The sequence below is a fragment of the Aerococcus sp. UMB7834 genome (assembly GCF_030215145.1).
Taxonomy (GTDB): Bacteria; Bacillota; Bacilli; order Lactobacillales; family Aerococcaceae; genus Aerococcus.
Genome location: NZ_JASOLI010000010.1, coordinates 47,038 through 60,299 on the forward strand (window position 1 = coordinate 47,038; position 13,262 = coordinate 60,299).

Below are 13,262 nucleotides of genomic sequence, written 5' to 3' on the forward strand. Positions count from 1 at the left end.
ATGACAACGCATACATTAGAAAAAACATTTAAAAAAACGAAGTCTGCAATGCGAGACTTCGTTTGTCTTAAACTTATAGGAGTCCAGCCAATCCGGGTAACCAGAGTGAGATGGCTGGGATGTAGGTGACGAGGAGTAAACCAGTGAGGATTGCTCCATAGTAGCTGAGCATGTAAGGCATAACATCTGCCAGGGTCGACTTGCCGACGCGGATGGCGACGAAGAGGGTGTTGCCAACGGGTGGGGTGATATTCCCGATACAGAGGTTATAGACCATAATAATCCCAAAATGAACAGGGGACATGCCAAAGGAAGTGGCAATGGGTAAGAAGATGGGCGTGAAGATTAGGATAGCTGGGGTCACGTCCATAAAGGTCCCTGAGATCAAGAGGATAATATTAATGATCAACATGATCGCAAGGGGGTTCTCAGTGATGCTGAGGAGGGCTCCAGCGATGGCTTGGGGAATCCCGGTGAAGGCCATAACCCAGCTGAGAATATTTGAAACTCCAATCAGGAAAACAACCATCCCGCTGGTTTCAGCACTGTCGACTAAGATCTTGTAGAGGTCTTTCAAGCCGATGGACCGGTAAACCACCACGGAAATAAAGAGGGCATAGATGACGGCAATGGCAGAGCCTTCTGTGGCAGTGAAGACGCCAGCGATGATCCCGCCAATCACCACGATAATGAGGGAGAGGGGGAGGAGGGCATCTAAGGTTGCCTTGCCGAGACGCTTCCAGTCAAAGGGGCGTTGGTCGCCCAGATAGCCTTTTTTGCGGGCCATAATGAAGGCGACGACCATACAGGCTAGAGTCCAAATCAAACCAGGTAGGTAGCCGGCCATGAAGAGGGCAGCCACCGAAGTTCCTCCAGAGACGAGGGAGTAGGTGATGAGGGCATTGGATGGAGGAATTAGGAGCCCACTAGGAGCTGAGGCCCCGTTGGTAGCGGCGGCTAGGTTCATGTCGTAGCCTTGCTCGCGTTCGCCATCCTGAACCATGCCGCCAACTGCTGCCGCGGCTGCTGCGGCTGAACCTGAGATGGCGCCGAAGAGGGCATTGGCCCCCACGTTGGTGAGCAGGAGCGAGCCAGGGATCTTACCTACGATGGCTTCCACGAAGTTCACCAGGCGCTTGGCGATCCCTCCCTGGTTCATGATGTTTCCTGCCAGAACGAAGAAGGGGATCGCGACTAGGGTAAAGGTTGAAGTTCCTGAGAAGATCCGCTGGGCCGCCGTAATGACAGTAGTTTCTAAGGACATGGTAGGTAGGATCGCGCCAATCGCTGAAATCCCAATCGCAATGGCAATCGGAATTCCCAAGACCAAGAGGATGGCCAAGAGGGCGATCATAATAATTAAAGATTGAATAGCCATTAGATGTCTTCCTCCTTCTTAGCAGAATCAAAAGCAGCGAGGGGTTTTTGGTAGATGTCATAAATGTTAAGCACACTGTAGAGGGCAATGAAGAGACCACTCAAAGGGATCACTGCATAGAAGTAACCCATCGGCAGCGGCAGGGAGGATGACATCTGCCCCATCGTAAGGGAAGTGATTTCAATTCCGCCATAGATTAAGACCACAACAGCAAAGACAAAAATCAAGGCTTCGCTGAAGAGGTTGAGGGCTTTTTGTGTCTTGGCTGAGAAACGTTCTAGGATAACAGGGATATTCATGTGTTCCCGCTTGCCGAAGACATAGGCAGCCCCGAACATGGTCACCCATGCGAACATATAAGAGGCGAGCTCTTCTGACCAGGTCGATGGGGCATGGAGGAGGTAGCGGGTGAAGACTTGCCAGACGGTTAAGAGTGTCATCAAGCCTAAAGTTAGGGCGTTGAAGACACGCATGATCTGGTCTAGAATATGTCTAATTTTTTGCATCTGCCTGCGCCTCCTTGTCTTCAGCCTTGACGGTCTTAGCCTTTTCTTCGATTTGTTTGTAGATTTTTTCTAAGGAAGGATTGGCCTCAAGGACTTCTTTGTGAAGAGGCATGACCGCTTCACGGAAAGGTGCTGTATCGGGATAGTTGAACTTAACCCCCATGTCCTTTTCAGCTTTTTCCTTGGCTTCTTCTACTTTTTCTTGCCAAGCCTGGTGTTGGGTATCCTGCATGATCTGGAAGCCATGGTCGAAGATTTTTTTGTCTTCAGCTGGTAATTCGTCGAGGAAGCGGCTGTTAACGATCACTTCGTCTGGAATCATTTGGTGGAGGGTATAGGAATAATTCTTCACAATATCTCCGTGGCCGTTCTCGGTTAGCGCGAGCTCATTGTTCTCCGCTCCATCGATAACGCCCGATTGGATGGCGGTGTAAACATCTCCGAAGCCCATTGGTGTAGCAGAGCCACCGAGGAGTTCCATCATGCGGACATTGGTAGGGGATTGTTGGACCCGGATCTTGAGCCCTGAGAGGTCAGATGGTTTCTCAATCGGTCCCTTGGTCACATAGAAGTTCCGGGTACCAGCATCTAGCCAGGCCTTGGTGATAAAGCCTGATTCTTCTGTCCCGTTGAAGATGGGCCCGACAATTTCAGGGTCATTCATCACGGCATGGTAAATCTCTGGGGTTTCGAAGAGATAGGGCAGGTTGAAGATCTGGAACTGTTGGTTGAAGGTTTCCAGGATCGAGTTGGATGCCACTGTTATCTCAATCGCCCCGGTTTGGGTGAGCTGGACCATATTGGTTTGGGTTCCTAAGAGCTCACTGGGGTAGATCTGAACATCATACTTGTCGCCCAATTCCTGCTCGATATATTTCTCGAAAGCTTCCATCCCGATATGGGTGGGGTGGTTGGATGATTGGTTATGGGCGATGCGGATAATCCGCTGTTTTTGTTCGGCCTGCACTTGCTCAGGCAAAACAAGCATGACAAGGACGCTTAAAATACTCACAATAATAGCAAATTGACTCAGTAAACGCCGCTTTCTCATGTCTAATCACACTCCTTCATAATAAATAGAGCCACCTAGCCAGAAGCTGGTGACGCTTACACACTATTATACAATAAATCTTTGAAGAGGTGTTAATCGTTTTCATTAATTATTTCTAAGATTATGAGAGTTGGGGGTGATATAAATCATCAGAGCGCTTGGCTGAAGTGGACGGGATTATTGGCTCCTGCTCAAAGTGAGCTGCTAATAGAAAGCTTCTTTAATGACTAGTCGCTAGCACGAAAGGATAGAGAAGTAAAAAAACTAAGAGGCTAGAACAAAAGATCCAGCCTCTCTATAGCATGCCCGTAAAAAAATTATTTCTTTCTCCCGCATCCTCTAGTTGGGTTCGGTCTGGCAGAAGTGGCTCCTCTTCTACCGCTCTTCCTCACACCCTTAGTCGGGTTCGGTCTATCAATCCACACTCGCAAGCCCTGATTGAATGTTGAACAGAGTGAATCCACACTTGAGGATGTTGTTTGTGTGTCGGTCGCCGTCAACCCACACTCGGAGCATTTGATTGAGTGTCGAGCAGAGTGAATCCACACTTGAGGGCATTGTTTGGGTGTCGGTCATTGCCAAGCCACACTCGCAAGTTCTGATTGTATGTTAGCTAGTAGTTGTAACCGAGTCACCAGCCCTCACACCCTTAGTCGGGTTCGGTCGCGCAGCTTCCTTGTCACTTCACAAGTCTCCGCCGCAGTCTTATAGCCTGCTCTGGTGACTTGCTCCAGTGAAAGGAAGTTACCCGCGCGCCCTCTCACACCCTTAGTCGGGTTCGCAGAGGCAGAAAGGGAGTGACTTCAGCAAAGTGGAACGATCGGCTTGCAGCCGCTCTTATCCTATTTGCCTCCAGTCATCCCTTTCTTAGCGCCTCTGCTCACACCCTTAGTCGGGTTCGCAAGAGCAGCTTTGGAGTGCTTTCGCAAGTTGGGAACGTGCAAGCGTGGCTTGTACTTATCCCAACTTACTCCAAGCATCCAAAGCTAAACGCTCTTGCTCACACCCTTAGATCTTGGCGGAGGGCTTGGTAGAAGTCGGCAGTGCTGGCTGGGCCGCCGAGGTCTGCGGTTAGGTTCTCTTTGCGGCTGAGGACTCGGTCCAGGCTCTGGCGGATGCTTTGGGCGCAGTCGTCTTGGCCGATGTGGTCGAGGAGGAGGCAGGCGCTCAAAATCATGGCGGTGGGATTGGCCTTGCCTTGGCCCGCAATGTCTGGGGCAGAGCCGTGGACAGCTTCGAAGATGGCTAAGTTGTCACCGATATTGGCACCGGGAACCAGACCCAAGCCACCGATCAAGCCTGCCATGAGGTCGGAGAGGATATCGCCGTAGAGGTTTTCCGTGACGATGACATCGAATTGCTTGGGATTGATGACCAACTGCATGGCCATGTTATCGACCAAGACTTCCTTGAGTGGGATATCGGGATAGTCTTTAGCGACTTGGCGTGCGGTATCCAGGAAGAGGCCATCGCTGAGTTTCATGATGTTGGCCTTAGTGACTACTGTGACATGTTGGCGCTGGTGCTTTTGGGCATAGTCGAAGGCCTGGCGGATAATGCGTTCGGAGGCATGGCGGCTGATGATCTTGATGCTGTGCATGACGTCATCAGAAACCTTCTCTTCGACACCAGCATAGAGGTCCTCTGTATTCTCCCGGAAGAGGACCAGGTCCAGATCATCGAAGAGAGAGGGGACTTGGCCGAGCGAGCGGACCGGACGGAGGTTGGCGTAGAGGTCATACTTCTTGCGCAAGGCCACGTTGGCACTGCGGAAGCCAGTTCCAATAGGCGTTGTCATGGGGCCTTTGAGGGCTAGACCATTGGCTTCAATGCTTTGGAAGACCGCTTCAGGGATAAGCTCGCCCGTCATCTCATAGACGGCTTGACCAGCTTGGCGGATTTCCCATTCGATATCGGCACCGGCTGCTTCTAGGACTTGGACGGTGGCATCGGCAATCTCAGGGCCGATGCCATCGCCAGGAATCAATGTGACACGTGTCATTTACAATCGCTCCTTTATTTATTTTTATCTATATTATGACAGAAGCAGGAAGTGATTGCGAGCGCTTTCTTGACTTGCTAGGCGCTTGGGGAGGTGATAAAATGAAAGCAATGCAATTGTTTATACAGGGTGTGAGACTTGGCGCTTAGAAAGGGTTGGCTGGAAGAAAAGCGGATAAGAACGGCTTTAGCCGGTCGTTACGCTTTTCTGAAGTCACACCCTTTCTGCCAAGTCGAACCCAACTACACAGGGTGTGAGACTTGGCGTTTAGCTTTCGTTCACTGGAGCAAGTCACCAGAGCAGTCTGCAAGACTGCGGCGGAGACTTGTGAAGTGACACGAAAGCTGCCAAGTCGAACCCAACTAAGAAAGGGTGTGAGCAAGAGCGCTTAGACTTGAATGATTGGAGGCGCATCGAAAAAGGCTGACGGTAGTCAGTCGTTTCGGTGAGCTGAAATCACTTCAAGTCTGCTCTTGCGAACCCGACTAATTTGGAGGATATGAAATGAAAATCAAAGCAATCGAGCGGATGGTTCTCAAATTTTTACTCTTGACGGCCTTGCTCGTTTTAATTATTGTCAACTGGCAGAGTACCCTATCGATCTTTGCCACCTTGCGTGGCGTGGCCTACCCCTTGATCTTGGGCTGTGCTATTGCTTATGTGGTTAACATCCTAATGAATAAGTATGAGAAGTGGCTCTTCCCCAATACGGAGAAAGCCTGGTTGGATGGTTTGCGCCGGGGACTGGCCATGGTCTTAGCCTTCTTAACGATTATCTTAGTAGTGATCTCTGTATTGATGTTGGTTGTGCCTCAGGCGGTGAATGCGGTAACGACTTTTATCTATGCCGTACCAGCCTTGATTCGCGACATCGAACGGTTTTTCTTTGACCTGGCAGACCGCTTCCCCCAAGTCCTTACCATGATCAACCGGATTGATTTCGATATTCAAAACATTACCCAACGCTTAGGCCAGGCAGCGACCAGCTTTGCCCAGTCTACTCTCCAGTCCCTACTTTCCATGGCGGCGACTTCTGCTTCAGCCGTGATGAACTGGGTCCTAGGTTTGATGTTCTCGGTCTACTTGCTCTCATCCAAGGAGAAGTTGGGTAAGCAATTCCGCCACCTGGTGACCAACTATTGTACTCCCCGCCACAGTAACTTTATTCTGAATGTGGTTGGCTTGGCCCACCACAGTTTCTCTAACTTTATTGCAGGGGAAACCGTTGAAGCAGCGATCCTGGGTTCCCTGGTGGCAGCCGGGATGTGGGTCCTTCAATTGCCCTATGCCGGAATGATTGGGGCCCTAACCGCAGTCCTGGCCTTCATCCCTATTCTGGGGGCCTATGTGTCTGCCGGGATCGGTGCCTTGCTCCTCCTGACCAATTCCTTCTCCCAGATGGTCATCTTCTTGATCTTCATCGTGGTGATCCAACAATTGGAGGGAAACCTGATCTATCCCTTCGTCGTGGGGAACTCCATCGGCTTACCTGGCCTCTGGGTTCTCGTTGCTGTGACCATCGGTGGGGGCGTAGCCGGCGTCCTTGGCATGATCCTGGGCGTTCCACTGGCTTCCATGTTCTACCTCATGGTCCAAAAAGACATGCGCTACCGCGACCGCTTGCAAGGACCGGGATCCAGCCAAGACAAGGCTAAGATCCCTTTCCTCGAATCGCTTTACCAGTCTGATTACCTGGACCAGCTAGAGGACTAGATCGTATCTAGCTAGGAGCGAATATTACTCACCAACACGATTTGTTAAAAAATCAAATAAGCCTCCCCTCGGACCAATTCGGCTCGAGGGGAGGCTTTTAAAGCGATTATCTTTTGTGGCGACTAGCCCCCAAAAAATAGAAAGCAATAGTTTCTATTGGTGCTTAGCTAGTGACCCCATTGGATCCCATGGGGCGAGGTGGATCGGCTCTTGGTCGTACTTGCCTTGCCAGTCGCTTGGCAGGTAGCGGCTAGGTAGGGTGATTTGGTAGTTGTATTCGTCGAACCACTTGTCGGACATGCTGAAGATACCGTCGTCGCCGACCTTCTTACCCCAGCTATTTTCAACCTTCCAGTTGAGGGCTTGGCCGTCTGCATCTAGGTCCACGCCGACCAATACCATGGCATGGGTGAGGACGCTGACCCCGTAGTCGAGGCGGGCTTCTTTGCTGAGATTTAGGCTGTCGCCGAGAGTGGCTTCATAGTCGAAGAGCTCGGTGTCCATGATTCCCCACTTGCTGTAGCTGGACTTGCCCACATCGCAACCGAACCAGACAGGAACTCCATCCTTGATGGCTGCAATGGCTGCTTCCTTGAGCACATCGATCGGCGCATTGAGGTATTTGATCGGTTTTTCTTCGGCGATGGTGCCCAGATAGTCGACGGTGAAGGTCTTGCCATAGGGTTTGTCTTGGGTTGGGGCATTGATGAGGCTGACCATGTCTTCGGTCTCGATGCCGCCATATTGTTGGAAGAAATCTTGTGGTGTGAGCCCTTGGAGCTTGTGGTAGTCGCCGTCCTTGTCGCGGTAGCTGTAGTCGAAGACTTCAGGCACCGGACCCAATGCCTTGACCAGCAATTGGTAGACGAAGTAGAGTTGTTCGTCCCGCTTCTTGGCTAGGTCGTCTTGGCTTTGGCCAGCTTGAGCAGCTTGGCGGAGCCCATAGGCGAATTCCCGGAGCTTATTGTTAAGTGTTTCGTTAAGGAGGCGTGTGTTAGAAGAATGGAAGCTTTCCGGCATAATTTCTTTAGGAACACTCCCATATTTATTGAGGATACCGGCGAACATTTCCCATTGGCCGCCGTCTTCTTGGGGAGCTTGGAGGAGGTGCCAGATCAGTCGGTCATTGAGCTCGCGGTCGGCAGTTTCAATGATGCTGTTGAGGAAGTAATTGGCTTTCTCCAGCTTGTCCCAGAAGAGGGTATAGTTTTGTGAGAATTCGAAGCTTTCCAGGTTAAGTTTCTCCATCACATGGACCCGGGCCGTGTTGAGGGCAGAGAACATCCAGCAGCGGCCGCTCGATTTTTGGTCAGTGATTTTTCCCCGTTTGGTTTCTTCGGAGAAGGCGAAGGGATGGTGGCGGCGGATATCCGCATTCAGGCTGGCTTCTTGGATGCCGACCTGGTGAATGGCATGCTGGATGGCCCGGTTAGTCGGGTCTTTTTCATATTTTTCTTTAAAAACTTGTCTCAATTCTTGGTTAATCATTCGAATCGCTCCTTTATTAAGCTAGATTACAAGTCTTATTCTAACAAAGACAGGTCCAGTTGACAATTAGGCTAACCTAAAACAAGTGAAAGCTTAATAAAAAAGCGAATGCAAGTTCGCTTCTTTTTTGCTAGAATAGAGGCAGACTTTTTTTCGGATGGGGGTAGCGGAATGCAAGTTATTTTTTCTTTGATATTATTACTGAGCTTAGGCTTCATGTTCTACTACTGGCAGCGGAGCCTGACCAAGCGGCGGATTACGGCCTTCACAGCGCTCAATGGGGTTTTAGGCCTAATCGCGACCAATGACCTCAAGGCGGCTCTAGCGACTTTTGCTGTGCTGAGCGCGATCTTCTCGGCCTTGAATATTAGGCGAAACAAGCGCTGGCGGAATTTGGCGGTTATCCTGGCGGTGGTGTCGACAGTAATCCTCCTGGTGGTGTCGGCTAGTCCAGCGCCCCAGAACTTGCCCAGCGATTCGCCCCAAAGTTCCTCTTCTCAAGCCCAGCGCTCGGATCAGGCAGAGCGTACTAACCAGACGTCTTCCGCCTCCCGGTCGGGGGATGACCGGCTCCGCTATCCCGAACTGCCTGCCCAAACAGGGGAAGAAAGTGGTAACCTGCCTGGCAAGGATCGGACGGCGCCACCAGCACCTAATGATCCAGAGCCGGAAGCAGGGGGTGTGGTGCCCCAGGTTCCGGCTGACCAGACCTATGTGGCTGTCAACAGCAATATCCCCCACTTCAGCAACGCAGATATCTCCTCCACCCAGGCCTATGAGGACTACGGGCAATTGGATACTTATGGCCGGGTAACAGCGGCCAATGCGGTTCTCGGTCAGGAGCTCATGCCAGACGAGGACCGAGGGGATATTTCGTCGATTCGGCCGACAGGATGGAAGCAGGCCAAGTACCCGACAGTTGATGGGGGCTGGCTCTACAACCGTAGCCATCTGATTGGCTACCAGTTAACCGGCGAGAATGCCAATATCCGCAACCTCATGACGGGGACCCGCTACTTCAATGTGGAAGGTATGTTGCCCTTCGAGAACTATGTGGCCAATTATATTGAAGAGACCAACAACCATGTCCGCTACCGGGTGACCCCGGTCTTTGAAGGCGAGAACATGCTAGCGTCGGGGGTCTATATGGAAGCTTTCTCCATTGAAGATAATGGAGCGGGGATTAAATTCAATGTCTTCGTGCCCAACCGGCAACCCCAAGTTGCTATTGACTACCGGACAGGGGCAAGCCGTGGTCAGGAAGGGCCTTTAGAGAGGGATGACTTGCCCTCGCTCCCTCGAGAATAGAAGAATCATTATCTATTCAAAAAATCCAGCTGCAAGCAGACCGGCAGCTGGATTTTTGTGGTTAAAGTTTAAATGCTTAGAGATTAAAACGGTTAATAAGATGATTAGCAGGGTTTGGTGATGAGAAGAAGTGGCTTTCACACTCTAGTCGGGTTCGAGGATGCAGAAAGGGCTCCTCTTCACCAAAATCTATCGAAGACTTCCAGTCTTCTCTAGCTTTTGGCTCCAGAGGTCTATTCCTCCCGCTAGCCTTCACACCCTTGTATAGTTGGATTCAGGCTAGCAGAAATAGCTCCTCTTCACCAAAATCCGTCGAAGGCCTTCAGCCTTCTCTGGCTTTTGGCTCCAGAGGTCTATTTCTCCCGCTAGCCTTCACACCCTTAATTGTTTATCGTTGGCTTCTGGCTATCGATAGGGACTTCTTGATTGGTTCTTTCTGTTTGACTAGAAGATGTTTCAGGGTTTGCTTCGGGGCTTGAAGCCCCATCGGCATTGTCTTCGACGATGGGTTGGGTTTGGCCTGATTTGACTTCTTGGCTCTCTTGGCTAGCTGCTGGCTCTTCTTCGCGGCTCACCTTATTGCAAGCGACTAGGCTGAGAAGGGAGAGGAGGCAGAGCCCTAATTTCAATTGATTCTTCATATCTTTAACTCCTAATTTTTCTTTGTTTGATGGGTTCAAGCTTAGTCTATCACAGTTTTTTTCTGAAGGGGAGAGGTGAGAGGGGATGTTTTTAATTTTCAAGCTTTCGATTTGTAAATCTTAGGTGAAGGCTTGCCAGCTAAGCCGGGCGTTTTTGCCTGTTTTTTGTCTTTTTAGCGGACTTTTAAGTCCTATTTCTTTTAAAAGTGCAAGAAGCGAGCAAGTTGATTTTTCTTATCGCTTTTTGTGATGAAAAGATTTACATATCAATAAAAGAAGGGGCAAACTGCTTATAATGGATTTTATTTCAAAGGCCATGCCAGATCCGACGCTTTGGCATGGCCTGTATGGGCGATAAACTGAGCAATCTTTACAAGGCCTGCCAAAGAGTATTTGAAGACAAGAAAGAGATTTCTTATACTGGAGGCGCAATGAGCTCTCGGAGGCGTGCTAGCTTGATGATCCGCAAGCCAGACTTATTGTAGCCTTTCTTACAAGAAGTAAGATGTTTACTTTTGAACTTGTCATAAAGATGATAGAATAGAAGTTAAGAACATTGAATACTACTTGTAATCCAGAGAAGGGTGGTAAGTGCATGTTGAAGATTTACAACACCTTAACCAATCAAAAAGAAGCATTTAAAGCCATTGAAGACGGCAAAATTTCCATGTATGTCTGTGGACCCACTGTCTATAACTATATCCACATCGGCAATGCCCGCAGTGTTGTTGCCTTTGATACCATTCGTCGCTATTTCTTATACCGCGGCTATGAGGTCAACTTTGTATCCAACTTTACGGACGTTGATGATAAGATTATCAAGCGGTCCCATGAAGAAGGGATCAGTGCCAAGGAAGTGGCGGATAAGTATATTGAAGCTTACTATGGCGACACCGATGCCCTCAATGTCATGCGGGCGACCCGCAATACCCGGGTGGTAGAGACCATGGACGATATTATCGCCTTCGTCGAAGACCTGATTGCCAAGGGCTATGCTTATGAGCTTGAAGGCGATGTCTACTACCGGGCTCGCCGCTTCGACCACTATGGCTGCCTGTCCGACCAGTCGATTGATGACTTGCGCGAGGGGGCCAGCGAACGGGTAGGGATTGACTCCCAGGCCAAGAAGGAAGACAGTGTGGACTTTGCCCTGTGGAAGGCGGCTAAGCCAGGCGAACCTTCCTGGGAATCCCCCTGGGGCCAAGGCCGTCCCGGCTGGCATATCGAATGCTCGGTTATGGCAACCAAGTATTTGGCTGATACCATTGATATCCACGGCGGGGGCCATGACTTGATTTTCCCCCACCACGAGAATGAGATTGCCCAATCAGAAGCCAAGACTGGCCAGCCTTTTGCCCACTATTGGATGCATAATGGCTTTGTGACGATTGGTGATGATGGTGAGAAGATGAGTAAATCCCTAGGGAACTTCGTTTTGGCCCATGATTTAATTCAAGAAGTCGATCCGCAAGTTATCCGCTTCTTCCTATCCAGCGCCCACTACCGCAGTCCCCTTAAATTCAGCGAGTCAAGTCTTGACGATGCACGGAAGAATTTAGAACGTCTCCGGATTGCTTATCAGAATATCAACTACCGTCTAGAGAGTGCGGTTGACCAGTTGGCTGATGATAATTCAGCCCTGGCCAAGCGCGACCAGTTCCAGGCGGACTTTATCCAAGCCATGGACGATGACATCAACGCCCCTAATGGCTTGACCGTGATTTACCAATTGATGCGGGAGATTAACCTTTACTTAGAGGAAGACCAAGTCTCTAAAGTAGTTCTCCAAGCTTACCGCGACCTCTACCTTGAGCTTTTAGGAATTTTTGGAGTGACCTTTACTGAAGATAAAGAACTCTTGGATGATGACATTCAAGCTTTGATTGAGGAACGCGACCAGGCTCGGGCCAACAAGGATTATGCCCGCAGTGACGCTATCCGCGACCAATTGAAGGCGGAAGGGATTATCCTGGATGATACGCCCCAAGGTACCCGTTGGAGAAGAAGTGAGTAGATGAAGGACCAAGCAATTAAACAACTGAGCGGCCTGCCCCTGGCCTATATGGGGGATGCCGCTTGGGAGATCTGTGTCCGCCAGATGCTTCTAGAGACCGGCTTGACCCGGCCCAAGGACCTCCACCAGGCAGCCACCCATTATGTGAGCGCACGCGGCCAGGCCCAGGCCATGGAGGTCTTGCTTGAAGAGGACCGCTTGACTGAGGAAGAGATCCGCATTTATAAGCGGGGACGGAATGCCTCCCCCCATACTTCGGCCAAGAATGCCAGCAAGCAGGACTACCGGGTGGCCACGGGCTTTGAAGCCTTGATGGGTTACTTGTACTTGATCCAGCCCCAAGGACGTTTTGAAGACTTGAGCCAGGAGTGCCTGGCCATTATAGAGGAGCGAATTGATCATGAAAGAAAGTAAGAGTTCCGGCCAAGACTTTGTCATCGGCTTTCACAGCGGTATGGAGGTCTTGGAACATTCGGACCGGGATGTCAACAAGGTCTTTATCCAAAAGGGCCTCCAAGACAAACGCCGCCAGCAGATTGTCCGCGCCTGTAAGAAGGAAGGCGTGACCTTCCAAGAGCTGCCCAAGGCCAAGCTAGACCAGCTGAGTGATGGGGGCAACCATCAAGGCCTAGTAGTGGCAGTAGCCGCCTACCAATATGCCAGCTTGGAAGACCTCTTCCAGCGGGCCCGCGACCGGGAAGAAGATCCTTTCTTCTTAATCTTAGATGGGATTGAAGACCCCCACAATTTGGGCTCGATCTTGCGGACAGCGGATGCAGTTGGCTGCCACGGCCTGATTATTCCTGAGCGCCGGGCAGTGGGCTTGACCCAGACGGTGGCTAAGACTTCGACCGGCGCCATTGAACACGTGCCTGTCGCCCGGGTGACCAATCTTTCCCAGTGTGTCCGCCAATTGAAGGAGGCGGGCGTCTGGGTCTTCGGGACCGACATGAAGGGGCAGAACTACTGGCAGATGGATGCGACCCTGCCTCTAGCCCTGGTGATTGGTAACGAAGGTAAGGGCATTTCGCCTGGCCTCAAGAAACACTTGGATGGAACTCTTACCATCCCTATGCGCGGTCATGTCCAGAGCCTGAATGCTAGCGTGGCTGCTGCCCTCTTAATGTACCAAGTCTACGCCAAACGTTCTTAAGCTGATAG

The 13,262-nt window shown here is 50.7% G+C and carries 11 protein-coding genes; 5 read left to right on the forward strand and 6 right to left on the reverse strand.

Annotated features, from left to right (window positions below; genetic code table 11):
* Window positions 1-73: 73 nt before the first annotated feature.
* From QP339_RS08390 to QP339_RS08405, 4 genes are all read right to left on the reverse strand, one after another.
* The gene (locus tag QP339_RS08390) at window positions 74-1,378 is read right to left on the reverse strand and encodes a TRAP transporter large permease (RefSeq protein WP_284911132.1); all 1,305 of its coding nucleotides are present in this window, start codon (window positions 1,376-1,378) and stop codon (window positions 74-76) included.
* Window positions 1,378-1,884: a TRAP transporter small permease gene (locus QP339_RS08395; RefSeq protein WP_070619347.1), complete on the reverse strand. Its 507-nt coding sequence runs from the start codon at window positions 1,882-1,884 to the stop codon at window positions 1,378-1,380. The genes QP339_RS08390 and QP339_RS08395 overlap by 1 nt, the downstream gene beginning before the upstream one ends.
* Entirely contained in the window at window positions 1,871-2,935 is a 1,065-nt protein-coding gene (locus tag QP339_RS08400) for a TRAP transporter substrate-binding protein (protein WP_284911133.1), read from the reverse strand. Before QP339_RS08400 ends, QP339_RS08395 begins: the two co-directional genes overlap by 14 nt.
* A 1,000-nt stretch (window positions 2,936-3,935) precedes the next feature.
* Complete coding sequence (locus QP339_RS08405) at window positions 3,936-4,937, reverse strand: isocitrate/isopropylmalate dehydrogenase family protein (RefSeq protein ID WP_284911134.1); 1,002 nt, start codon at window positions 4,935-4,937, stop codon at window positions 3,936-3,938.
* A gap of 504 nt (window positions 4,938-5,441) precedes the next feature.
* On the opposite strand from QP339_RS08405, the gene QP339_RS08410 reads away from it, so the two are divergent.
* A complete protein-coding gene (locus tag QP339_RS08410; protein ID WP_070817357.1) occupies window positions 5,442-6,650 on the forward strand; it encodes an AI-2E family transporter in 1,209 nt (402 codons plus the stop codon).
* A gap of 153 nt (window positions 6,651-6,803) precedes the next feature.
* Here the strand turns inward: QP339_RS08410 and QP339_RS08415 are convergent, their stop codons facing one another.
* The gene (locus tag QP339_RS08415) at window positions 6,804-8,138 is read right to left on the reverse strand and encodes a C1 family peptidase (RefSeq protein WP_284911135.1); all 1,335 of its coding nucleotides are present in this window, start codon (window positions 8,136-8,138) and stop codon (window positions 6,804-6,806) included.
* 171 nt (window positions 8,139-8,309) lie between these two features.
* Here QP339_RS08415 and QP339_RS08420 point away from each other — a divergent pair, with 171 nt between their 5' ends.
* Window positions 8,310-9,446 (forward strand): DNA/RNA non-specific endonuclease, encoded by a 1,137-nt coding sequence (locus QP339_RS08420; RefSeq protein WP_284911136.1) that lies wholly within the window; start codon window positions 8,310-8,312, stop codon window positions 9,444-9,446.
* A gap of 380 nt (window positions 9,447-9,826) precedes the next feature.
* Here the strand turns inward: QP339_RS08420 and QP339_RS08425 are convergent, their stop codons facing one another.
* A complete protein-coding gene (locus QP339_RS08425) occupies window positions 9,827-10,087 on the reverse strand; it encodes a hypothetical protein (RefSeq protein ID WP_284911137.1) in 261 nt (86 codons plus the stop codon).
* Window positions 10,088-10,682: 595 nt separating this feature from the next.
* On the opposite strand from QP339_RS08425, the gene cysS reads away from it, so the two are divergent.
* Genes cysS through rlmB form a run of 3 tightly spaced genes read left to right on the forward strand, consistent with a single transcriptional unit; the run spans window position 10,683 to window position 13,254 of the window.
* Window positions 10,683-12,101 (forward strand): cysteine--tRNA ligase, encoded by a 1,419-nt coding sequence (gene cysS, locus QP339_RS08430; RefSeq protein WP_284911138.1) that lies wholly within the window; start codon window positions 10,683-10,685, stop codon window positions 12,099-12,101.
* Complete coding sequence (locus QP339_RS08435; RefSeq protein ID WP_284911139.1) at window positions 12,102-12,515, forward strand: Mini-ribonuclease 3; 414 nt, start codon at window positions 12,102-12,104, stop codon at window positions 12,513-12,515.
* Complete coding sequence (gene rlmB, locus QP339_RS08440; RefSeq protein ID WP_284911140.1) at window positions 12,502-13,254, forward strand: 23S rRNA (guanosine(2251)-2'-O)-methyltransferase RlmB; 753 nt, start codon at window positions 12,502-12,504, stop codon at window positions 13,252-13,254. The genes QP339_RS08435 and rlmB overlap by 14 nt, the downstream gene beginning before the upstream one ends.
* The last annotated feature ends 8 nt before the right edge of the window (window positions 13,255-13,262 follow it).

Coding starts and splice junctions, on each gene's coding strand:
- QP339_RS08390 (WP_284911132.1), bottom strand. CDS start 1,378: ATGGCTATTCAATCTTTAATTATTATGATCGCCCTCTTGGCCATCCTC.
- QP339_RS08395 (WP_070619347.1), bottom strand. CDS start 1,884: ATGCAAAAAATTAGACATATTCTAGACCAGATCATGCGTGTCTTCAAC.
- QP339_RS08400 (WP_284911133.1), bottom strand. CDS start 2,935: ATGAGAAAGCGGCGTTTACTGAGTCAATTTGCTATTATTGTGAGTATT.
- QP339_RS08405 (WP_284911134.1), bottom strand. CDS start 4,937: ATGACACGTGTCACATTGATTCCTGGCGATGGCATCGGCCCTGAGATT.
- QP339_RS08410 (WP_070817357.1), top strand. CDS start 5,442: ATGAAAATCAAAGCAATCGAGCGGATGGTTCTCAAATTTTTACTCTTG.
- QP339_RS08415 (WP_284911135.1), bottom strand. CDS start 8,138: ATGATTAACCAAGAATTGAGACAAGTTTTTAAAGAAAAATATGAAAAA.
- QP339_RS08420 (WP_284911136.1), top strand. CDS start 8,310: ATGCAAGTTATTTTTTCTTTGATATTATTACTGAGCTTAGGCTTCATG.
- QP339_RS08425 (WP_284911137.1), bottom strand. CDS start 10,087: ATGAAGAATCAATTGAAATTAGGGCTCTGCCTCCTCTCCCTTCTCAGC.
- cysS (WP_284911138.1), top strand. CDS start 10,683: ATGTTGAAGATTTACAACACCTTAACCAATCAAAAAGAAGCATTTAAA.
- QP339_RS08435 (WP_284911139.1), top strand. CDS start 12,102: ATGAAGGACCAAGCAATTAAACAACTGAGCGGCCTGCCCCTGGCCTAT.
- rlmB (WP_284911140.1), top strand. CDS start 12,502: ATGAAAGAAAGTAAGAGTTCCGGCCAAGACTTTGTCATCGGCTTTCAC.